A 21,710-nucleotide genomic window follows, 5' to 3' on the forward strand; every position below is an offset into this window, starting at 1 on the left:
AGCAGTGTAGCGAGTGGAGATGAAGATGCTTCGGCGAACAACGAAGTATGGCGCAGCGCGAGTTCGCTGCGCCAGCCCACTCATCCCACCCAGCTTGACTGACGGATGACGCGACAAAAGTTCATTGGTGAAAAACCAGGCTGCTTATCGGCAATGACTTCGGCTTTGACATTGCCGAAGGTGGTATCAGGCTTGTTTTTAATCCCATCGTAGAAAGCCTGAATAATCTCCTCCTTAAATTGGGCTGGGCGTGGATGCTGTTCTACCACGGCTTCACGCTCCGCATCGCTGAAGTGATCATAGTTGATGCCCAATACATCCATTTCCACGCCAGCGGTGACTAACGCAATTTCCGGGGCCATAAATTGCGGAATGCCCGGGGTGGTATGCAGCGCAATCGCGGTCCAGACTTTATCGATATCGGCCTGCTCTACACCATACTGTTGCAAGAAATCGCGCGCCGCATCGGCGCCATCCACCTCAAAGCGTTTGTCGCAGCTGCAGTGTTCGTGCGTCAGGCCAACATCATGGAACATACAGCCGACATAAAGCAGCTCAGCATCCACCTTAAGATCTAAGCGGCGTCCTGCGAGTGCGCCCCAGTAATAGACGCGGCTGGAGTGGTGAAACAGCAAATCGGATTCGGTATCACGGACGAACGTCGTCGCGTCACGGGTCATTGCAGTATCGGGAATAGTGATGCCGTTAATGGAAAATTTCATGGGAGGTTCTCCGCTCGGTTAAGTTGCAATCAGCTTAATGCCGAGGCAGAATGTCTTAAATAAGCTTTTAGCGACCTTTTAAGACATTAAGACTTTTACAGACGGGAATAGCGCATGAATCACCATCTTGCGATTTTAGCGGTGCCGGGGGCGCAATTGCTCGATGTCTCTGGACCGTTGGATGTGTTTGCCGAAGCTAACCGACTGCTCAATCGTGCCGTTTACCAGCTGCAAGTCATGTCACTGGAAGGGGAACATATTCGTTGTTCCTCGGGCGTGCGCCTGATGGCGGATATCACACTGCACGATATCCAGCAAACTGACACGTTTCTGATCGCGGGGGCACCTGAGGCGCGGGATATGCAGCTAACTGCGCAGCAAACCGCTCGTCTGATTGAGCTATGCCATCACAGCCAGCGCTTTGGCTCGATTTGTACCGGTGCGCTGCTGCTGGCACAAACCGGGTTGCTGAGTGGTAAAAAAGTGACGACCCATTGGGCCTGCGCTGACGCACTGATGGAACAGGTACCGGATGCGCAGGTGGAGGCCGATGCGCTTTATATCGCTGATGGACGATTGCGTACCGCCGCTGGCGTCACGTCGGGGCTCGATCTTGCCCTGAGGTTGGTGGAAGAAGATTTGGGGCGCGAATTGGCTCAGGATATCGCTGCCAATTTGGTGATGTTCTTTCAACGGCCAGTGAATCAAGGGCATTTTGTTCGCAAACAACCACTTTCGCTGGGTGGGCGCAGTGCGTTTCAGGAGATGCAGAGATGGGCTTTGGCCAATCTGGCACAGGTGAGTTCACTCGATGATCTTGCCGCACATATGCAAATTAGCACACGGCATTTAGCGAGGCTTTTCCGTCAGCATATGGATGTACAGGCGGGCAATTGGCTGGAGAATGCGCGAATTGATCAAGCGCGTAAGTTGCTGGAAGCAGGATCAATGCCGCTGAAAGCCATTCCGGCCGCCTGTGGTTACCGCAGTAACGATGTTCTACGACGGGCTTTTGTTAAGGTGACGGGCATGACGCCATCGATGTATCGCAAGATGTTTATGCGCTAGCGGCGCGGCTCTTAGCGCATGCATGAGACGTCAATACTGGCAATATATTGCGTCGCTACGTTTCATGAGTAGAAGAGGCGTTGAGCACCTTAGCGGCGTGATTTATCACGCGTATTCAAAGCCAGGGTGGCACTGGAAGATGCGCAATAAATGTGGCCGCTACGGTTGGTGTGTATTATTTATTCCGGCCAGTTATCCAGAATGCGCTGACGTACTTCTTCCGGATAGCCTTGCGCGAACGAAGCATGCAAATGGCGCTTAGTCTGTAAGGTGTCAAACACGACTTTGGCGCCTTTCCCGGCAACGTATTCTGCCTCGTCGTAACATTGTGGCAGGCGAATGACACGTTGATCCTCAAACACCGCACGACGGCCTACCGGGTGCACGCGCGTTGACAATGCCCAAACCACTTCGCGCAGGTTGGTGGGATCAAAGTCATCATCCACCACGTAGACTTTCGGGATAAATACCATCGCATCGGTTTTGAACAGCACTTCACCAATGCGTTGGGTCAACTCTTCACTGCTGATACCCGGCAGCAGTTCGCGCCAGTTTTCTGGCATCACCACCAGCAACCAGTGAACGGTGGAATCTTCCGGAATCCAGGTTGTTTTGATTGGCAGTTCCGCTTCACGCAGATAAGTCAGCGCATCCGCCGCTAAGCCCATCGCCCATAAGGTGTGCGATTCATCGGTGGGGCGACCGGTAATCGACATCGGCCAGATCGGATCGTCGCGATGGGTAATGGTTTCCACGTGGAACGTGGGCTGAGCCGAAGAACCTTCGCCGAGGTAGCCGCCGTACTCGCCGTAGGGGCCTTCCTGACAATCACGCTCAATCGAGACATGGCCTTCAATCACAATTTCGGCCGTCGCGGGCACATCAAGATCGAGGCTAATGGCTTTCACTACCGGCACTGGCTCTCCCGCCAAAGTGCCGATGTAATCGGCTTCATCCGCGTTGGCTGGGATCGGAATCCCTGACACACATGAGATCGCTGGCGCAGGACCTTGCACGAGTGCATAAGGCATCGGCTCACCGCGTGATACCCACTGCGTCCAGATCTGACCAATATGCTGACTTGGTACAATCAGACCAACCATGCGCTTGCCATCCACTCTCATCACGCGGGCAATAGACCAGTTGACCCATTTTCCATCCGGGGTTTTCACAATCAGCGTGCCCCAGGTGTTGGCGTAACGACCACCGTCTTTGTCATGAGCGAACGGGATAGGGAAGCGGTCAAGATTCGCCGCATCGCCACGTAAAATATTCTGCTGGCACTCTGCCTGAGCAGACTCAACGCGGACAGGCGGAATACCGGGTTTAAAGCGGGCAGCGGACAGAGCTTCGATAATCTCCGGGCCGCTGGACTCAGGGGCTAAGCCCAGTGACATCGCGACGCGTGCGTAGGGCATATCGCTGCGCGACGATAATGCCGCAGGCGCACCAAACAGACGAAAACCCGGTGCGACCCCGGCAACATTGTGAAACAGCGGCGCAGGTGACTGGATTTCATAGCTGCGGCGCGTGATGGCGCTGGGTTCGAAATCACCATCCACTTCACGGTGCACGTGCATGATGTCGCCCATTTCATCGAGGGCAGTGATAAAGCTGCGTAAATCGCCGTAATATTTCATCAGGCTCTCCTTAAGCCAGGGTAGATCGTGGACCCGTCCAGCGATGGGTAATGTCGTTATCCAGGCCGAACTGATCAAGAATGCGAGAAACGGTGTGGTTAATGATGTCGTCAACGGACTGCGGGTTGTTGTAGAAGGCAGGCATTGGCGGCAGCATCAACGCGCCCGCGCGAGTGAGCGCCAGCATGTTTTCCAGATGAATGGCGTTGAGCGGGGCTTCGCGAGGCACCAGCACCAGCTTGCGTTGCTCCTTGAGCGTCACGTCAGCAGCGCGTGTGATGAGGCCGTCGCCGTAACCGCTGCGAATCCCGGCCAGGGTTTTCATGCTGCACGGCACCACGATCATGCCATCCACGCGAAATGATCCGCTGGAGATGGCCGCAGCCTGATCGTGTTCGCTGTAAGTCCTGGTCGCGAGGGCAGCGACCTCCTGTACACTGTAAGATGTTTCCATTTGGATGGTGGCGCGCGCCCATTTGGAGATGACTAAATGGGTTTCGACGTCAAGTTCACGCAACGCAGACAGCACGCGGACGCCGATTGCTGCCCCCGTTGCGCCAGTCATCCCGATAACTAGCTTCATATGTATCCCGAATTATTATATAGTTTAAGTTCAAACTGTTTGTGTTCGAACTATAAGTTTGACGATTTAAGGAGTCAAGTGCACCGATGTCACAAAATCCTGACTTAATTCTTGCCGCCCCCTTGTGGCCGCACGGCGATTGTTCGTTAATGCACCTTGTAAGGCGTGCCGGACAACACTCGACTTTTTGCTGGTCTCAATGTGTGGATACCGGCCTGTCAGCCGTGCAATACGCGATTCTGGTGGTATTGGCTGAGGAGTCAGCCTGCGATCAGCAAACGCTGGGTCAGCGTGCCGGGTTTGATAAAGCTACCGGCACCTATGTTATTGATCGCATGAATAAAAGCGGTTTGCTGAATGTAGTGACAGATGTGAACAACCGTCGTCGTAAACTGGTGTCGATGACCGCAGAAGGGGAAGTGATGCTGAATCGCATGATTGAGCAGGCAAAAAGCGCGGAAAAGATGATCACCACCGGCCTCGACAGCCAGGATATCGCCGATCTGAAGCGCTTATTAAGCAAACTGGGTGGATTGCAGGAACCTGAATAACATGCCGCAAACAGCTTTCGCCGAGCAACCTGGCGAACCGAAACCGGATCTCACCATCGGCTTTTTGCTGATGAAAAGTTTTACCCTGGCCTCCGTCGCGGGGCTGGTAGAGTCACTGCGTTTTGCGGCAGACGAATCGTTTACCAGTCGCCAGATCTTTTGTCGCTGGGAATGGATGACTTGTGATAACCAGCCGATCACAGCCAGCTGCGGACTACCGGTTTCGCCTACGGCTGACCTCGATTTCAGCAAGAACTGGGATTACTTTGTGGTGGCGGGAGGCTTACTGGAAGAAACACGCCAGTCGCCACCGTGGCTGTTACAGGCACTTCGCGACTTGCATGCGCGTAATATTCCCATCATCACGCTGTGTAGCGGCGCCTTTGTCGCTGGCAACGCAGGCCTGCTGGATGGACGGCATTGCGCCATTCATTTCACCACGCGTGATGAATTTCGCCTGCGATTTCCGAAAGCGATCCCGGTCATCGACAAGACCTATATCAAGGATGGCGGCATCATTTCCTGCCCCGGCGGCACGGCGATCGATCTCGCTGCCGATCTGATCCGCCAGCATTGTGGGCTGGTGCGTTCACAGAAGGTCTTAAAGTATTTGCTGGTGGAAGAGCCCGCTGCACCGGTCAAAAAGACACAGCAAAAAAACACGCTTAACGAGCCGGATGTGTATGAAAACGAGCTGGTGAATAAGGTCATCGAATTTATGAAACATCACCTCGATTCGCCGGTTCCGCTGGCCGATGTAGCCGAATTCGCAGGTGTCACTTTCCGCCAGCTCAATTTGATTTTCACCAAATGCACCGGTTACTCGGCGGCTGTCTACTGGCGGCGTATGCGGCTGGAGCTGGCGCGCAAGTTGATGGCGGACTCCAGCAACAGCATCAATGCGATTGCCACTGCGACAGGATTTGCCGATGCTTCACATTTGATTGCCTGGTTCCGTAAGCAGTATGGCGAAACGCCCAGTTCGTTTCGTAAACGGCGGCGTGTGGTGGAGAGATTGGTTAAGGAGTAGGGGCCGAAATGGCCCCTTTTTACTTAGTGCGAATGCTTAGAGAGTTTGCCAGAAACGGATGGCGCGGGGCTTTCTTCCTCCAGTGAGGCCGCATCATCCAGATTGCGTGATGCGGTTTCCGGTGCCAGGAACCACGACACGATCAGGCCGATAAACGTAATGCCTGCAGCAATGTACATCGTGGAACCAATGCCGATGGTTTGCAGTGAAATCGGCACCAGATATGTTCCCACCGCCGCGCCAATGCGCGACATTGAGGTGCCAATGCCGACGGCTCCGGCGCGAATTTCAGTCGGGAAGATCTCATTTGGATAGACCAGCTGCAGCACCTGCGCGCCGCCGATAAACAGGGCGTAAGCACCAAACATCAGCAGGATGATCATTGAAGGGCCATCACGCAAGGCACCGAGTAACAGCAGTGCCAGACCTGACCACAAGAAACTGTGCAACAGCAACTTACGGCGTCCCAGTGAGTTCACCAAACGCGTGCCGATCATGCAGCCCACCACGAACAGCAAGGTAATGGCGATGGAACCGTATGATGCCCAATCACCACTGAGATGTAGCGCCTGCAAAACTTTGGGTGCAAAGGCGTATACGGCGAACACCGGAATAACCGAGCAGGTCCAGAAAATAGTCACAAACGCCATGCGTTTGCCATAGCCGGAATGCAGCAAACTACCGAATGATAAGTGATTGTTTTCAGGTTGTGCGGGCAAGTTTTTTAAACTAAAGCGGTCGCCATAGACGCGGCGGATAACAGCTTCTGCTTCCTGATGTCCTCCTTTGCTAATCAGCCAGCGCGGTGATTCAGGTGTGCCCATTCTGACAATGAAGAGCAGCGCGCCGATGACTGCCGTGCTCGCCAACGTATAACGCCATGCTTCTACACCGCCAAAATTCAGCAAAGCTTCACCCACCAGATACGCGGTGGCCGCCCCGGCAAACCACAGAATGGTGAGCGTGGCGAGGCAGGGACCGCGCGACTTCTTCGGCATAAACTCAACCAGAAAAGCGGTAGCAACCGGGTATTCAATGCCCACTGCGACGCCCGTCATAAAGCGTAAGGCAAAGAGCGTTTCTCCGCTTTGTACCCAGAACTGCACCAGCGAACAGACAATAAAGAGGGTGGGGCCGACGAAGTAGATCATGCGGCGACCCAGGCGATCGGTCAGTACGCCACCCATGAAGCCACCAAAGAAAATCCCGATCAGGGCAGAAGCCGCAATCAGACCTTCCCATAATGGGCTGAGACCCAAGGCCGGCGACACTTTCGTCATGGCTATACCAATAATACTGAGCACATAGCCATCGACGAAAGAGCCGCCGCCTGAGCGCACCGTTAATAAGCGGTGGAAACGGCTGATAGGAACATCTTCAACAGACATGTTATTTGACATGTTTTACTCCTGTTTCTTTTCGGCGTGAGGGAAATTCACTACGCCAATGCGACTGAATTAAGCACAATCTGCGATGGGTGCTTAACATCATCAGGACGCCAGATAAATTTAAACCTGTAGCGGTGATTAAAATGTTATTCAGAACAGAAATTAAAAAAGAAGTGCATCGATAACGCTAACGGGATTGTTTCATATATCATTTCCTCCGGTGCAGGATAGTCGGATAAATACAACTGAGAGTTTTATCATTTTGATGTGGCTTTTTTGCGGGAGGCGACCATGCCTCCCGAGGCATTATTCAGAAATCTTACTGCTGACACTTTTGGTGGCAACGGTACGTGTTGACCACCAGCAGACTAATGACCCAAGACTGACCATCGCCGTGCCTTGCCAAAACGACAGGGTAAGGTGCGAACTGAGAATAAAGGCCGCTAAAATCGACGAAATGATCGGGATAAAGTAAGACGCGGCGGCTAATACCGTTACATTGCCATGCAAAATGCCGACGTTCCACGCCGCGTAACCGAATCCCATCGCCATCGCCGCCAGCGCCAGTGAAATCCACGTATTAAAAGAGGGTGCAAATTCGGGTTGCGGCGAAATGAGATATTTAACCCATAATGTTAATGCTGTTAAAACAAAGAACAGCGTAATACCGTTATTACCGTTCGCTATTCTTTTGGTGACCACGCAATAAATGGCCCAAATGATGGCGCCGGTCAATGCCAGGCCATAGCTTAACGGGTTTTCCATGATATTGTTCGTCATCTCACTGAGCGAAAACCCTTGATCACCACCCAGTACGCGGCATATTCCTGCCACGGCTAAAATCACGCCCGGAATAATCAGCGGGCTGACTTTTTGCCGGTTAACAATCACCGCCAGCACAATCGTCATACTTGGCCATAGATAATTCACCATGCCCACTTCAATCGCTTGCCGTCCGCTATGGGTAAATCCGAGTGAGAGCGAAAGGCAAAGTTCATAACAGACAAAAAGGACGCTGCCGACAATCACATAGCGGCGGGGAAATTTTTTCAGGTTGGGAAATCCCACGCTGAACAGCAGCAATATGGCACTGCAGCTGTAGATCAACGCCGCCCCAGCGATCGGACCGAAGCCTTCGCTAACACTTTTGATCAATCCAACAATCGCGCTCCATAACAGGATGGCAATCAAACCTATGAGCGTCGCTTTCTTTTGGGGCATCACCCGCTACCTCTTCTACACAATGTTCACCTGAAATGCCGGTGCAAGCTTACCTGTTAAATTCAGGTTAAAACCAGCATAAAACTATGCCGCCTGACGCACAGTGTAAATACGTCAAAGGGGACGATAGTTGTGGAATGTGATCGTTATCTGAATTCATTTAGAAAATTATTACGTCACTAAAAATAATTTAAATTGTTGATTAATAGTGAATATAAGTTAATTCCAGGTAGGAATGTTCCATCTTATAGTATTTCCTTTGTATTTTTCACGTATACAAAAAACTTATCCCGATTGACCTCTCTCCATGCGATATGCAAATTGTTAACAAACGCAACCATACGGCGTTGCATTTGGTCCTGAATTCACCTGGAGATTTCGTGATGACATTTGAAGGTATCTACACCCCGGCAATTACCCCTTACGCAGCAGATGGCAGCATTGATTTCGCGGCGTTCGCCAACGTCCTCGAATCGCTGATCGAAGCGCGCGTGCACGGCATTATCATCGGTGGATCAACCGGTGAGTATTATGCACAAAGCGCAGAAGAGCGTCTGTCTCTGGTTGAACATGCACGTAAAGTGATTGGCAATCGTCTGCCACTGATTGTGGGTATCGGCGCGATTCGCACTGAAGACGCGGTGGCTTTCGCAATCCACGCTCGTGAGCATAAAGCCGATGCCATTTTGGTGACGTCACCGCCGTATGCGCTGCCAACCGAACTGGAAAACGCCCACCATGCGCTGACCGTCGACAAGGCCGCTCAGCTGCCGATCATGCTGTACAACTATCCGGGCCGTATGGGCATCTCCATGGGAGAAACTTACTTCCGCGAAGTGAGCCGTTCGAAAAATGTGGTGGCGATTAAAGAGAGTTCAGGCGACTTCAACAATCTGCATCTGCTGGCCTGTCAATTCCCGAACATCGCGCTTTCTTGTGGTTGGGATGATCAGGCGCTGGAGTTCTTCGCCTGGGGCGCGCGTAGCTGGGTGTGTGCGGGCTCTAACTTCATTCCACGTGAGCACGTCGCGTTGTACAACGCCTGCGTCGTGGAAAAAGATTTTGATAAAGGACGTAAGATCATGGCTGCGATGATGCCACTGATGAACTTCCTGGATGGCGGAAAATTTGTCCAGTCCATTAAGTACGGTTCAGAACTGGCAGGATTGAAAGCAGGCCCGGTGCGCGCACCACTGCAGGGACTGGAAGAAGATGAGAAAGCGCAGTTGCAGGCCGTGATCGACGGTGTGAAACGCAATGTGGCAGCCGTTGCAGTGCTTTAAGGAGTGCGCATGAAACAGGTACAAACGCTGAGCGATGTGGTGAACGTGGCGCGAGAACTGCGGTTCCCGGATCAGGCGTTCATTAACGGACGTTTTACTGCGGCGGTCTCCGGCAAAACACTGGAAACCACCAATCCTGCGACGGGTGAGATTCTGACGCACATCGCTGCTTGTGAAAGCGCGGATGTGAACCTGGCGGTACAGGGCGCACGCAGTGCCTTTGAAGCCGGCAGCTGGAGCCAGCTTCATCCCGGCGAGCGCAAAGCCGTACTACTCAAGCTGGCTGACTTACTGGAAAACGAAGTCACGCAACTGGCGGTAATGGAAAGCCTCGACAGCGGCAAACCGGTTAGCGAATGCCTGGCAGTCGACGTGCCAGAGACGATTCACGTGATTCGCTGGCATGCTGAAGCCATCGACAAGCTGTACGACCAGACCGCGCCAACCGGCAACGGGGCGATGGCGATGATCGTTCGTGAGCCGATTGGTGTGGTGGGCTGCGTGCTGCCATGGAATTTCCCGCTGCTGATGCTGGCGTGGAAAATCGGCCCAGCGCTGGCTGCTGGCTGCTCGGTGATTGTGAAGCCGGCGGAGCAAACTTCGCTAACGGCATTGCGCGTGGCTGAACTGGCGCATGAAGCGGGTATTCCAGCCGGCGTGCTCAACATCGTCACCGGTACCGGGAAAGAGGTGGGGGAACCCATCGGCCTGCATCCTGATATTGATATGGTGAGCTTCACCGGTTCAACGGCGACCGGACGCCGTTTCCTGCACTATTCCGCGGAATCGAATCTGAAGAAGATTGTGCTGGAATGCGGCGGGAAAAACCCGGCGCTGGTGTTCGATGATGCCGAAGATCTGGCCAGCGTTGCCGCCAATGTGTTAAACGGCGCATTCTGGAATATGGGTGAAAACTGTTCTGCAACTTCCCGACTGCTGGTGCAGGAAGGGGTTAAGGATAAATTACTCGCTCAGATCGCGGAGCAGATCGGTGAATGGCGTATGGGCAATCCGCTGGATCCAGAGAATCGTCTGGGCACCATGATCACCACCGATCATTTCTGCAAAGTCAGTGACTATCTGAAAACCGCGCGCAAAGAAGGATTACGCATCATTCAGGGCGGATTCACCGATCGCGGTATTTACGTGCAGCCGACCATTGTGGATGGCGTGACGCCGAAAAGCGCACTGTTCCGCGAGGAGATCTTCGGGCCGGTGCTGTGTGTCACCACCTTTAAAACGGAAACCGAAGCCATTGCACTGGCAAATGACACTGATTACGGTCTGGCGGCATCGGTTTACACTGGCAAACTAAGCCGTGCTATTCGCGTATCACGTGCAGTGCGTGCGGGAACGGTGACGGTTAACTGTTTCGGTGAAGGTGATGCAACCACGCCATTTGGTGGTTATAAACAGTCTGGTTTTGGTGGACGTGATAAATCTGTATACGCACTTGATCAGTACACCGAGCTGAAAACCATCTGGATTGATGTGCCTGCTGAGTAAGCTTAATGCCCGCCACGGATGGCGGGTATGCCCTGGATATAGGATAATTCTCTGCAGATGACGACTCGTTTTTTCTTCTGTAACTCCTTGTAATATCATCATTCCCTTTTCTGTGATCCACCGCAGAATGCAAAAAATATCCCATAATTATTTTTGCTGTATACACACTTTTTCTGTAGGTTAAGCAGGAATCGCATGCGGAATGTCATCACAGGAGGTCACTTTGAGATCGGGAAAAGCAGCGTTATACGAAGATTTAAAACGCCTAATTTTGACCATGGAACTGGACCCAGACGAGTTGCTGGATGAAGCCAGCCTGACGGGACAATACGGTTTATCTCGCACGCCTGTGCGTGAAGTTTTCCAGCGACTGGCAGGAGAGGGTTACTTAGAAATCGTCGAAAAACGCGGCGTGCGCGTCATCCCGATGAGCCATTCCACATTGCGCAATTTCTTCCTCGTCGCACCGATGATTTACGCCGCTACCGGTCGCCTGGCGGTACAGAATTTTAAACCTTCCCAGCTGAAATCGCTGAAAGAGACGCAAAAGCGCTTCCGTAAAGCGGTGCAGACGCGTGATGCCGAAGCGCTGGCACTGGAGAACAATCGTTTCCATGAGATCATGGGCGAGATGGCTGCCAATCCCTATTTACAGCCTAGCCTGGGGCGCTTACTGATCGACCATTGCCGCATCGGCCACACCTTCTTCCGCCCGCAAAATGAAGACATGGAACGGCGCCTGCAGCTAGCCGCCGAACATCACGATGCCTTTATCAGCGCGATTGAAGCGCGAGATGAGCAGAAGGTGGTGGATCTGGTGTTCGAACATTGGGAACTGTCACGCGAAAATATGGAGATCTTTATCGCGCCGCAGGGGTTAAAAGCGGACGATCTGGTGCAGTCACCGGAAGGGGATAAGCTGTAGTTTCAGGGTTGTCGATTTTGATACGATAAGGCGGCCTTTTGACCGCCTTGAAATGCGCAGAGTATTTTTAAACAACAGGGCTTACTCGTTGCCCCACTCATTCAAAAAATTGGCAATCTCATCGATTCGCACCGCTTGAATACCCGCTTCACGGGCCATCTCTTGCTGCGACTCTTCGCTAATCTCTTCGTTATTGCTAAGACGAGTCAGTAACAGCTGGAAGTAGTGCGCCAGTGCATCGAGTTCTGCTTCGCTCACATCGTGTTCAGATTCCGACGCGTATTCTTCAGCAATGTCATAATACTTCAGTGGAATATTGTTATTCATTATCAGCTCCCCTTTAAACTTTGAGCATTTTCACTGCGGCATCAATGTCGATCTCATCTTCAGTAAAGATCAGCGTCGTCCCCTGGAAAGTGGTCACCGCCAGTTTTTTCACTGAGCGCATTTCATCAGGCTTTACGTCTGTCTTGGGTTTGATGTTGTTCATCAGAAGGCCCACCGACAGTACGGTGTTTTCTTTATCAATGCGGGTATCAACCGGCTCTTCTTCACTGTAAACCACGAAGGATTTAATCGATGTGAGCTTCAGACGCTCACCGGCGATAAAGATGTATTTGCTGTCCGGTATCACTTTCACCGAAAAGGCCGATAAACCTTTGTTATTGGTGGTCGGTTCGAACGTCACTGCCGCGTCTTTTTTAATCAGATCAGGGTTGGCGACCTTAATCACATGGAAATAACGGTTGTCTCCGTTTTCATCTTTGATAAATCCAAAACCTTTGTCTTCAAACCAGGTTGTGATCGTTCCGTTCATCGCCATTACCGCCTACTTAATCGTTAATCTAATCAGTTTTTTGCAGCGCGCAGTGTAAAGCACATTGCCTGCGCAGACTACGCCTTTGCTGTAAGTCTGGACGATAAATTTCTGCTGTGCGAGCGCGAGCCTGTGAGAAGAGGGCAAAATTCGTCAGCCCGATGAAAATTGGTTATCATCCGCACCCACTTCCCAGCCTGGCAGTCCGATGTCCACCATTAACGATACCTTTATAGCTCCGCCGTGTTCTGAAGAGATCTCGATTCACTATCAGGATGAGCATCTGGTATTGATCGATAAACCCACGGGGCTGCTCAGCCTTTCAGGTAAAAATCCGCAAAATCTGGATTCCGTACACCATCGGTTGGTGAAGTTGTTCCCCGGCTGCACCTTAGTGCATCGCCTCGATTTCGGGACATCCGGATTAATGGTGGTGGCGCGCAACAAAGCGATCAACGCTCTGTTGTGCCAGCAGTTTAGCCAGCGCAGCGTGACTAAAGTCTACACGGCGCTATTATGCGGGCATCTCAACCACGATGAAGGGGTGATTGACGCCGCGATAGCAAAAGACCCGGCGCTGTTTCCGTTGATGTCGATTTGTGCCGAGACGGGGAAGCCTGCGCGTTCGCGCTATCAGGTAATAGAACGGTTAACTCGTGAAGGGGATAATGGCGTGGTATTGCCGGTTACGCGGGTGCAGCTATTGCCAGAGACGGGCCGCACCCATCAATTGCGTATCCATTGCCAGCAATTGGGCCATCCGATTCTTGGCTGTGATCTGTATGGAGGATTGCTGCAGCCGGGTACGGAAAAAACACCCCGGCTGATGCTGCACGCCAGTGAATTGCATTTTGTCCATCCCATTAGCGGGGAGAACATCACTGCGCGTCATGCCAGCCCGTTTTGACACGGGCGGCATGTATTACCACATCAAATCATCAGGCACTTTGAAGTCTGCATACGGATCGTCTTCATCCTGCTCTTCCTGACTCAATGCACTGTTCAATACAATGCTATCTGCGTCACGCTGCGCAATTTTATCAGCCACGCTGGCGGGAATAATCGCGTATTTGCTTTCGCCACTGCTATCCGCCGCCAGGCGCGCAATTGCCAGACGGCCGTTGATCAACTGTGTTTGCGTGGTTTTATCCACGGCGATTTTTTTGATTAAGTTGTTATCGGTGAAGTTGAAATCAATCGTCCCTTTGGCAACGGTGATCGCGTTCATTTCGATCAGTTGCTTAACCTGCGCTTTGTACTCTTTGGACAAAGTGGCTTGCTTCTGCTGCTCACTTAGCTGCTTATCACGCTCAATTTGCGCTTTTTTATTCTCTTCCACCGCTTCGCGCGCTTCACGTGCCTGCACACGAGACTTCTTGGCAGTGCGCTGCACTTTGGCCATTTTCTTGGTGGAAACTAATCCAGCTTTGAGCATCTGCTCTTGTAAGGTGAGTTTTGTCATCTTCGTCTCTAAAATCCGTTAAAACCTGGCCGGATTATACCTGTAATACGAAGGCTGATCACGGCGAGGTTCGAGATCCTGATAAATCGTCGTATCAGCGCAGGAGTACTGCGATCAAGGCAATCAGAGCTGGAAGGGCCTGCACGTAAAGAATTTTCCGGCTGGCGGTCATCGCGCCGAAGATTCCGGCAATCAACACACAGATGAGGAAAAACAGAGTGACAGGCACTCCGTTTTCTCCCAGCCATAACCCCCAGAGTAAACCCGCCGCCAGAAAGCCGTTATAAAGGCCTTGATTGGCCGCGAGCACACGGGTTTCGCGCGCAAAGTCGACGCTGAGTTTGAAGGCTTTCCGGCCCGTTTTCGTCTCCCACAGAAACATTTCCAGCACCAGAATGTAGATGTGAATCACGGCGACGAGAGCAACAAGGATATTGGCTAACACGGAATTCCTTAATTGAGCGTTCTTAAAATGTATGGAAAGTTTAAGCCAGATTAGCGCCGGTTATTTTTTCCGGAAAAAAAGATTAGCGATAGCAGTTAATATCCCAATGAATGGCATCGTGATAGCCCCCGCTCGAAAATTATGCTGATCTATGTGTTTTTCTTTACGGATGTCATTAAAACGTGAAAGTGCTGCCTTTTCATCGGCCGCGCTGACTTCTTCAAACTGTTTTTCGAATCCCTGACGGGTTAACAGAGTAGCTCCTTTAATGTCTGACTTTCGCAGCGCCACGATCTGATTTCCTTTTTTATAAAAAAAATATTCAGGCATTCGATATTCCTTATCAAAAGAGGTAACAGCAACTTATCAGCAGTCGCGAATGTGTACCAATCTTCTAAAGCGTTTTTTTCATGAAAATGCGACTTGCGCCTGCCGGTAGGCAGGCAATGCGGCCAAACTCCTCCCAGCCGTGTTTTTTATAAAACTCAGGAGCCTGAAAACTAATGGTATAGAGAAAAGCTGAAATGCAGCCTCGATTTCTGCCTTCTTCTTCAGCATGTGTAAGAAGTTTTTCTCCTAAACCTTTCGATCTCAGTTCTGAGGGTAAATAAACAAGGTCGATAAACAGTATCCCAAGATAGGTACGCCCGAGTATTCCTCCCAAGACCTCTTGCGTTTCATTGCAACGTATTACCACTGATAGCGGCAAATGGTCATTGTAACCTGTCATATCCGTATTAAATGCCGTCAGCCCAGCATCAATGGGTTGTAAATGTTCTGGCTCGATAACGGCGGATACTTTAACTGAAAAATTTTCCATATATCACCTGATAGGTCAGTTTAAATGCCTTTTAATTTGATGGTCTGGCCCGAACCAGAAAAAAGAAACGGTCAGGGCCTTGCGGTAAAGTTTTCTTCTAGAAGCAAAGATTGCCAGTTCAGTTATCTTACCGACTCTTTTAACCTTATGACCAGAACAACGCTTGCCAGGATGATACCCGATGCAACCAGAACCATCTCTTTCAAGCCCACAGCGGATAACAACATGCCACCGACCAGCGCACCCGTTCCAATAGCTGCATTGAAAATCGCAACATAGATTGCTGACGCAGGTTGCGTAGCATCAGCGGCACTGCGTAGCAGCCAGGTTTGTAGTCCTACGAAAACAATGGCGATACCTGCACCCCAAATGGCGAGTAAAGTGCCAGTCATTGTGACGGGTAGTGATGCGATAAAAGGCATGCCCAGCACGGACATTGAGAGCGAAGATAATATCAGTGAGCCGATGATGAGTTTTTTAAGATGTAGGTCAATCAGTTTACCCGCGACGATATTGCCGCCCAATCCCGACAGGCCTGAAACCAGTAACAGCAGGGAAACAGAGGTTGACGGCACACTCAGCTCTTTTGTTAGTAAAGGCTCAAGATAAGTAAAAGCGGCGAAGTGGGCTGTGATGATGCAAGCTGTAGCAGCATAGAGTGATAGTAAAATTGGATTTTTGACAATACGGTAATAAATACTGACGGATAGGGTGCCAGGTGCTTTCAAGCCAGGAAGCGTCCATAACAGGGCGCAAGCTGTCGCGAGAGAAAGCATTGAAATGGCCATAAATGCGGTTCTCCAACCAGATAAGTCGGCAATCAAATTCGATAATGGCACCCCCAGTACGCTGGCTGCAGAAACACCGCCAAACCCACAGACGTTGCTAGCCCCAGCTTTTCAACAGGGACGAGTTGAGCGGCTACTGTTCCGATTAACGCCCAGAACGCCCCATGTGCGAGTGCACCGACCATGCGAGCACTCATAAAGGTGTTCATCGTAGTAGCATGAGTCGCCGCCATGCAGGAAATCGCCAGAATGAGCATCAGCCCCACCAGCAGGCCTTTCCGGGAAATTGTCGAGGGTATTGCCCCGGATAACAGGGCTGCCACAGCAGCAACCCAGCCATAAGCCATTACCACCCGGCCAGTACCTGCTTCGGTCTGATGAAGATCGGCTGCCAGTGAACTCAGCATGCCAACCGGCGCAAGCTCACTGGTGACGATGGAAAATGCGCTTACGCCTAATGCTATAACGGCTAACCATGTGCGCGATGACGTTGAATTTTGAGTCAGTGCAGTGTTGTTCGTGGAACTCAATTTTCGTGATTGCATATTTATCTCCTGTGTTGAGCTGCAGTATCATCTTCTCTAAATTGATAAAAAAGACACGAAAACGGAGAGCCGTTTTCCATAAATGGAAAATCATGAAAACTGAGTTCAACTGGGATGACACAAGAATTTTTCTGGCTATAGCACGCGCGGGCACGTTAAGCGGTGCGGCAAATGCAATGGACATGGGCATAGCAACGGTGTCGAGAAGACTGGACAGACTCGAACAGACTTTGGCTATGCCGCTGTTTAGCCGACACCAGAATGGGTATCGACTTACCGATGATGGTGAAGCCATGTTGGAAAGAGCAGAGGTTTTGGAACATGCCGTCATTGCATTTGGCGAAACGGCTAAACTTCAGGGGAGCGTTTCGGGGCTCGTTAGGTTGGCGACATCAGATAATCTGGCCACACATTTTATCCTGCCTTCGCTACCTGTATTGTTGGAAACTCATGCGGACCTTCGGATAGAGGTGCTAAGCGGCATTCAATCTCTCAACCTGCATCGCCGTGATGCCGATTTGGCCATCAGAATGGTTAAACCTGATGCAGGAAATTTAACTTTAAAGCGTATCGGTACAGTAGGATTTGGCGTGTACGGTTCTCAGCCTTATCTCGATGCAATAAGCGTTAAGGGCGTTGGCTTTTCGCTTAGTGATGCGCAGTATGTAGGTTGGTCTGAATCTCATCAGCAGCTACCCGCGGCAAAGTGGATCAGCCGAACACTTCGAGGAAGGCCTTGTAAAATTGAAGCCAATACGCTGGTTGCGCAGGTTGCTTCGGTTTCCGCTGGCCTGGGTTTGGGCGTTTTACCGCATTTTATGGCGCGCCAGAAGGGGCTTAAATGTATCGATTTGGACATCGACGTCGAACAAGGTTTATGGCTGGTGATGCATACCGATTTAGCGGGTTCCAGACGTGTCAGAGCAGTCGCTGATCATCTAATCGCACTGTTCGAGGTTAATCAGCATTCACTGCAGCAACCCTGAAACAGCACGGCGAAATCAGCACACGCCTGGCGAAGGTTTTGCGCTATATTGGCAGCACTAACACCCGAATATCTCTGCGAAACAGGTAACATTGGCAATGGCTCTGATCCCGAAAAACTATGCACGGCTGGAAAGCGGCTACCGTGAGAAAGCATTAAAAATCTATCCTTGGGTTTGTGGACGCTGCTCACGTGAATTTGTTTACTCCAACCTGCGTGAACTCACCGTGCATCATATCGATCACGATCATACTAACAACCCGGAAGATGGCAGTAACTGGGAATTGTTGTGTCTCTTTTGTCACGACCATGAGCACTCTAAGTACACCGAAGCTGACATATACGGCACCCGAGTGGTGGCCGGGGAAGATGCGCAGAACGATGTAGAAGCAGCAACCTATAATCCCTTTGCTGATTTAAAATCGATGTTAAATAAGAAGAAATAATCGGCACTGATCATTGATGCTGCCAGCATGCCGAACAGAGGCTGGCAGCCTTTACCGTTTGATTTACTGGCGTAACTTCTCTAAAAGTTGCTCAGCCCCTTTATCAATTCCTGTCTCTGCTGCACTAAGTGAACCAAAAGTCGCACCCACGTTCATCGCATTTGGATATTGTTCCGCAACGTACGCCAGTAAGAGTTCATTCGATCCCGCATCTTTCACCTCCACGGCGAAATTAACGTATCCACTCATCAAGCCACGCCCTCCACGTACCGACTGAACGATATTGTAAGGGCCGCCGGCTAAATCAAACTTTGTGAATGTACCAATCACTTGCGGCGTGGTATCGGCGCCGGTCAGCGTCAGTTTCAATTTGAGCGCAGGAGCCGCCCCGGCAGGGGGATTGGTGATGAATTTCTCCGCTAGCACGTCTTCAAACTTCTTACGCATATATTCAGCGAGTTGACGACGATCATCCACAGACAAGTCATTGAATTGCGCATCATTGCCGCTGTAAATGTCGACCGGTTCAATGCTGATACTGCGATATTTGCTCCAGTCTACGGGAGCGGCATAACGAAAGGGAATGCGATCGCTATCGTCAGACGTATTCGGCGACATGCGTGATGCTGACGCGATACCAGCATATTTCACCGGGCTAGTGGAGGAACAACCGACAGCGGTAAAAGCGGCCGCTAATACAAGGCTACGACACAACGGGCTGAACAAACGACTCATCTTGATACTCTCCGATAGAAGACATAAATGAACTGTACGGTTTAGTTAATATCAGTTAGCATAAATCTGTCAAGAAGAGGTTTCAGGGTGTGACATCGTGATGCGGGGGCAGAGAGGTGAATGAAAGACGTTCGTTAGTGTCGAGTGAAAGGTTTACCGGAGACCTGGTGGAATGATGGCCGGATTTGCGGCAATTGTATTTTTGCTCATCCGCGCCATCCGCAATCTCGTGGAGTTAATTTATCTATGGCAATCAGGCATAAAACAAAGCCGTTTTTATGCGGTCAGGGTTTGGGGGGCGCGCCGCAAACCCTTAGTGATGCTGCTGATTATCGACACCATTGTGGTGGTGGCGCTTATTTGCATTCTGTCAGCCAGAATTCAGATGTTGTGAGCAGCACCTCTGAGGAACAACGAAACGGCGTTTTGCACCATAGTCGTCACCTCACTTTTGGTATAATTCGGCAACGTTCGCTGAAGGAATAATTCATCGACTTCAGCTTTTACTAAAGCTGAAAATTGTTTGGCGCGTAAGGCTGGTGTGCCGCCAATTAATTCCCCGCTGGCGATGTGATGCTCCATTACCGCCGTCAGGGCGTTCATACTCTCACGTACCCCGGACTCATGAAAAAGCACGCCGATATCGGAATGGCCCGCTTCACCGACCACCATTCTGTACAACTGCAGAGCCTTCCAGTCTGATGTCAGCGCGCCCAGCATACCTTCACCAAAACGCTGCAACTTCTCACTTAACAACAGGGATTGAGTCTCCGGGTGGTTAAGTTCATCAGCCGCACGCATCAGAAAATTTGTACTAAAACATCTGACAACGGCTTCAAACAGGCTCTCTTTAGAAGCGAAGTAATTATAGAGTGTCGCCTTCGAGCAACCGGCCTGCTTTGCTACGCCATCCATTGAGGCTCGCTCATATCCTTGTTCCAGGAACACGGCTGAAGCGGCGTTGATAATGTCAGTTCTCTTTTGTTCGGTTAGCGTGCGCATCACTCTCTCCTCTGTCGGCGATAAATATTAACAAAACCGGCTGGTTCATTAAAGGAGAGAGGATGGTGGATTCGACGTCTGGAAAATGTCGAGTGAAACCTTAACTGCCACGAAGGGATGTGCGCTGCACGAGCAACACGCTGATTAAAACGATGACCAGTCCGACAAAAGCCGTACCGCTCATCACCTGAGATAGCACTATCCAGCCGAGCAGCACGGCGGTGATCGGGCTGAGTAATCCGAGCGATGCCACCGCAACGCTGGGCAGGCGGCCAATTCCCCTGAACCATAACCCATATGCCACGAATGCACCGGCCAGGGAGAGATAGGCATAAGCCGCCCACTGCGGCAGCGTCAGTGTGGGCAGTGGGGCGTCGATCAACCACGCTGCGGGTAGCAACATTATTCCACCCAGTATCAGCTGCCAGCCAGTGAGGTCCATCACCGGCAAATCCATTTTCCAGCGGCGTGTCAGCCATACGCCTGTGGCCATACAGGTCGCGCCCAACAACGCTGCCACAATGCCGACGGGTTCGAACACCGTTTGTGGAGAGAGTAATAGCAAGGCCATACCGACAACCCCGGCCAGCGCTGCCCATAAAGTGATTCTTGCTGGCGCCCGATGTTCAACTCCCCATGCCAGTAACATCACCAGCAGCGGTTGTATCGCGCCTAAGACGGCAGCAAGCCCGCCAGGCAGTCGATAGGCAGCGACAAACAACAGCGCCTGGAAAACACCTATATTCAGCGCACTAAGAATAATGAGCCGTCCAATATCGCGGCTGGCGGGCAGGCGACGAGTGAACAGCAACAACAATACCCCTGCCGGAAGTACCCGAATCAGCGCCGCCGTAAAAGGACGGTCGGGTGGCAGAAATTGTGTTGTGACGATGTAGGTCGATCCCCAGATAGCCGGGGCCAGGGCAGTCAATATCACATCACGCCAGTACGAAAGTGAGAAAGAGGATTGCATCATTTTGCCTTTATCTTCAATTCAAGATAAAATTAGTGTGTCCACCTATTACCTTGAAGTCAAGATAAATGAATGATCTATCTGAAACCCAATCTGATGCCGTCGATCTCATCCTTCAGCAGTGGCAGCGCGAGCGGCCAGATTTAGACTGCAGCCCGATGGGGCCGATTGGACGTCTCAAGCGTTGCACGGCGCTGATTGAACAGCGACTTGAAGAGGCCTTTGCCGAGTTTGAATTGAGCATGTGGGAGTTTGATATGCTGGCAACGCTGCGCCGTGCCGGAGCACCTTACAGTCTGAGTCCCACCGAGTTGTTTTCGACGCTAATGGTCACCTCGGGCACCATGACCCATCGCCTAAAACGTCTTGAATCCAGAGGGCTGATTACCCGACAGGTAAATGCAGAGGATGCACGAAGCATGCTGGTGCAATTAAGTCAGGACGGGCTGGCGTTAATCGACCGTGCGGTAGAAAAACACGTTGATAACGAAAGAAAGATTTTGTCTGGGCTCTCTCCTGAAGTGCTGATGGCACTGGATAGCCACCTGTCGGGCTTGCTGCAATCGCTTGAAGGATCCCATCAGCGCTAGTTGCCCCATTCTCACGCGTCAGCGTTGTGACGTCGTAATGAGTATTCCCCCTTTCAGGCCACCAAATTTATTTCAGGTCCGGTGCTGTGGCGTAAGTTGAGCACACCGGATCCCTCTAACACTTTCATGCCAATCCCCGCGCCTGAACCCCCGATTTTTTGCGATCCATAACACAATCGTATCGT

At 51.4% G+C, this 21,710-nt stretch carries 25 protein-coding genes and 1 pseudogene; 11 read left to right on the plus strand and 15 right to left on the minus strand.

The features are described 5' to 3' along the window. Positions 1–80 precede the first annotated feature (80 nt). A complete protein-coding gene (locus AC1MDE_RS00445) occupies positions 81–722 on the minus strand; it encodes an HD domain-containing protein (protein WP_058960940.1) in 642 nt (213 codons plus the stop codon). A 114-nt stretch (positions 723–836) separates the two neighbouring features. Here AC1MDE_RS00445 and AC1MDE_RS00450 point away from each other — a divergent pair, with 114 nt between their 5' ends. Beyond that, complete coding sequence (locus AC1MDE_RS00450; RefSeq protein ID WP_058960939.1) at positions 837–1,790, plus strand: GlxA family transcriptional regulator; 954 nt, start codon at positions 837–839, stop codon at positions 1,788–1,790. Positions 1,791–1,969: 179 nt separating this feature from the next. On the opposite strand, the gene AC1MDE_RS00455 is transcribed toward AC1MDE_RS00450, so the two are convergent. Together AC1MDE_RS00455 and AC1MDE_RS00460 are read right to left on the minus strand one after the other, a co-directional pair. Continuing rightward, positions 1,970–3,430 (minus strand): UbiD family decarboxylase, encoded by a 1,461-nt coding sequence (locus AC1MDE_RS00455; protein WP_480344101.1) that lies wholly within the window; start codon positions 3,428–3,430, stop codon positions 1,970–1,972. A gap of 10 nt (positions 3,431–3,440) precedes the next feature. After that, on the minus strand, positions 3,441–4,013 hold the full coding sequence (locus tag AC1MDE_RS00460; RefSeq protein ID WP_480344102.1) for a non-oxidative hydroxyarylic acid decarboxylases subunit B: 573 nt from the start codon (positions 4,011–4,013) through the stop codon (positions 3,441–3,443). A 203-nt stretch (positions 4,014–4,216) separates the two neighbouring features. Here AC1MDE_RS00460 and AC1MDE_RS00465 point away from each other — a divergent pair, with 203 nt between their 5' ends. Further along, a complete protein-coding gene (locus tag AC1MDE_RS00465) occupies positions 4,217–4,564 on the plus strand; it encodes a MarR family winged helix-turn-helix transcriptional regulator (RefSeq protein WP_230599100.1) in 348 nt (115 codons plus the stop codon). Between the two features lies 1 nt (position 4,565). Further along, a complete protein-coding gene (locus AC1MDE_RS00470; RefSeq protein WP_097119092.1) occupies positions 4,566–5,594 on the plus strand; it encodes a GlxA family transcriptional regulator in 1,029 nt (342 codons plus the stop codon). 23 nt (positions 5,595–5,617) lie between these two features. Here AC1MDE_RS00470 and AC1MDE_RS00475 read toward each other — a convergent pair whose 3' ends face one another. Together AC1MDE_RS00475 and yddG are read right to left on the minus strand one after the other, a co-directional pair. Then, positions 5,618–6,994, minus strand: a complete 1,377-nt coding sequence (locus tag AC1MDE_RS00475; protein ID WP_480344103.1) for an MFS transporter — start codon at positions 6,992–6,994, stop codon at positions 5,618–5,620. 294 nt (positions 6,995–7,288) lie between these two features. Beyond that, on the minus strand, positions 7,289–8,203 hold the full coding sequence (yddG, locus tag AC1MDE_RS00480) for an aromatic amino acid DMT transporter YddG (RefSeq protein WP_479415128.1): 915 nt from the start codon (positions 8,201–8,203) through the stop codon (positions 7,289–7,291). Positions 8,204–8,586: 383 nt separating this feature from the next. Between yddG and AC1MDE_RS00485 the strand changes: the two genes are divergently transcribed. The 3 genes from AC1MDE_RS00485 to AC1MDE_RS00495 all read left to right on the plus strand — a co-directional run bounded on the left by AC1MDE_RS00485 (position 8,587) and on the right by AC1MDE_RS00495 (position 11,917). After that, positions 8,587–9,486: a dihydrodipicolinate synthase family protein gene (locus AC1MDE_RS00485; protein WP_479415206.1), complete on the plus strand. Its 900-nt coding sequence runs from the start codon at positions 8,587–8,589 to the stop codon at positions 9,484–9,486. A gap of 9 nt (positions 9,487–9,495) precedes the next feature. Beyond that, on the plus strand, positions 9,496–10,992 hold the full coding sequence (locus tag AC1MDE_RS00490) for an aldehyde dehydrogenase (protein ID WP_058960932.1): 1,497 nt from the start codon (positions 9,496–9,498) through the stop codon (positions 10,990–10,992). A gap of 202 nt (positions 10,993–11,194) precedes the next feature. After that, on the plus strand, positions 11,195–11,917 hold the full coding sequence (locus AC1MDE_RS00495) for a GntR family transcriptional regulator (protein ID WP_182057531.1): 723 nt from the start codon (positions 11,195–11,197) through the stop codon (positions 11,915–11,917). A gap of 81 nt (positions 11,918–11,998) precedes the next feature. Here the strand turns inward: AC1MDE_RS00495 and AC1MDE_RS00500 are convergent, their stop codons facing one another. Together AC1MDE_RS00500 and AC1MDE_RS00505 are read right to left on the minus strand one after the other, a co-directional pair. After that, the gene (locus tag AC1MDE_RS00500; protein ID WP_058960931.1) at positions 11,999–12,244 is read right to left on the minus strand and encodes a DUF2543 family protein; all 246 of its coding nucleotides are present in this window, start codon (positions 12,242–12,244) and stop codon (positions 11,999–12,001) included. A 13-nt stretch (positions 12,245–12,257) separates the two neighbouring features. Further along, positions 12,258–12,740 carry a cold-shock protein gene (locus tag AC1MDE_RS00505; RefSeq protein WP_064511353.1) on the minus strand — a complete coding sequence of 161 codons (483 nt, stop codon included), beginning with the start codon at positions 12,738–12,740 and terminating at the stop codon, positions 12,258–12,260. 202 nt (positions 12,741–12,942) lie between these two features. On the opposite strand from AC1MDE_RS00505, the gene AC1MDE_RS00510 reads away from it, so the two are divergent. Then, positions 12,943–13,641 (plus strand): RluA family pseudouridine synthase, encoded by a 699-nt coding sequence (locus tag AC1MDE_RS00510; protein WP_058960930.1) that lies wholly within the window; start codon positions 12,943–12,945, stop codon positions 13,639–13,641. 15 nt (positions 13,642–13,656) lie between these two features. Here AC1MDE_RS00510 and AC1MDE_RS00515 read toward each other — a convergent pair whose 3' ends face one another. The 5 genes and pseudogenes from AC1MDE_RS00515 to AC1MDE_RS00535 form a co-directional block, all read right to left on the minus strand. Further along, the gene (locus AC1MDE_RS00515) at positions 13,657–14,196 is read right to left on the minus strand and encodes a DUF2058 domain-containing protein (protein WP_058960929.1); all 540 of its coding nucleotides are present in this window, start codon (positions 14,194–14,196) and stop codon (positions 13,657–13,659) included. Between the two features lie 94 nt (positions 14,197–14,290). Further along, positions 14,291–14,641, minus strand: a complete 351-nt coding sequence (locus AC1MDE_RS00520) for a DUF1304 domain-containing protein (RefSeq protein WP_058960928.1) — start codon at positions 14,639–14,641, stop codon at positions 14,291–14,293. 60 nt (positions 14,642–14,701) lie between these two features. Beyond that, positions 14,702–14,971 carry a hypothetical protein gene (locus AC1MDE_RS00525; protein ID WP_479403173.1) on the minus strand — a complete coding sequence of 90 codons (270 nt, stop codon included), beginning with the start codon at positions 14,969–14,971 and terminating at the stop codon, positions 14,702–14,704. Positions 14,972–15,035: 64 nt separating this feature from the next. Next, positions 15,036–15,461: a GNAT family N-acetyltransferase gene (locus AC1MDE_RS00530; protein ID WP_058960926.1), complete on the minus strand. Its 426-nt coding sequence runs from the start codon at positions 15,459–15,461 to the stop codon at positions 15,036–15,038. A 122-nt stretch (positions 15,462–15,583) separates the two neighbouring features. After that, positions 15,584–16,794 (minus strand): annotated as a pseudogene (locus AC1MDE_RS00535) (MFS transporter). A 92-nt stretch (positions 16,795–16,886) separates the two neighbouring features. On the opposite strand from AC1MDE_RS00535, the gene AC1MDE_RS00540 reads away from it, so the two are divergent. Both AC1MDE_RS00540 and yajD read left to right on the plus strand, forming a co-directional pair. After that, positions 16,887–17,780 carry a LysR family transcriptional regulator gene (locus AC1MDE_RS00540; protein WP_480344105.1) on the plus strand — a complete coding sequence of 298 codons (894 nt, stop codon included), beginning with the start codon at positions 16,887–16,889 and terminating at the stop codon, positions 17,778–17,780. A 97-nt stretch (positions 17,781–17,877) separates the two neighbouring features. After that, positions 17,878–18,225 (plus strand): HNH nuclease YajD, encoded by a 348-nt coding sequence (gene yajD / locus AC1MDE_RS00545; protein ID WP_058960923.1) that lies wholly within the window; start codon positions 17,878–17,880, stop codon positions 18,223–18,225. A 63-nt stretch (positions 18,226–18,288) separates the two neighbouring features. Here yajD and AC1MDE_RS00550 read toward each other — a convergent pair whose 3' ends face one another. Continuing rightward, positions 18,289–18,960, minus strand: coding sequence for a DUF3313 domain-containing protein (locus AC1MDE_RS00550; RefSeq protein WP_153012305.1), 672 nt, complete (start codon positions 18,958–18,960; stop codon positions 18,289–18,291). A gap of 172 nt (positions 18,961–19,132) precedes the next feature. Here AC1MDE_RS00550 and AC1MDE_RS00555 point away from each other — a divergent pair, with 172 nt between their 5' ends. Next, positions 19,133–19,354, plus strand: coding sequence for a hypothetical protein (locus AC1MDE_RS00555; protein ID WP_479400176.1), 222 nt, complete (start codon positions 19,133–19,135; stop codon positions 19,352–19,354). Here the strand turns inward: AC1MDE_RS00555 and AC1MDE_RS00560 are convergent. Continuing rightward, the gene (locus AC1MDE_RS00560; protein WP_479400175.1) at positions 19,342–19,962 is read right to left on the minus strand and encodes a TetR/AcrR family transcriptional regulator; all 621 of its coding nucleotides are present in this window, start codon (positions 19,960–19,962) and stop codon (positions 19,342–19,344) included. The two genes, AC1MDE_RS00555 and AC1MDE_RS00560, sit on opposite strands and share 13 nt — an antisense overlap. 100 nt (positions 19,963–20,062) lie before the next feature. After that, positions 20,063–20,935, minus strand: a complete 873-nt coding sequence (locus AC1MDE_RS00565) for an EamA family transporter (RefSeq protein WP_058960920.1) — start codon at positions 20,933–20,935, stop codon at positions 20,063–20,065. Between the two features lie 68 nt (positions 20,936–21,003). Here AC1MDE_RS00565 and AC1MDE_RS00570 point away from each other — a divergent pair, with 68 nt between their 5' ends. Then, entirely contained in the window at positions 21,004–21,525 is a 522-nt protein-coding gene (locus tag AC1MDE_RS00570; RefSeq protein ID WP_480344106.1) for a MarR family winged helix-turn-helix transcriptional regulator, read from the plus strand. Positions 21,526–21,710 lie beyond the last annotated feature (185 nt).

It is taken from the genome of Pantoea folii (genome assembly GCF_056678875.1).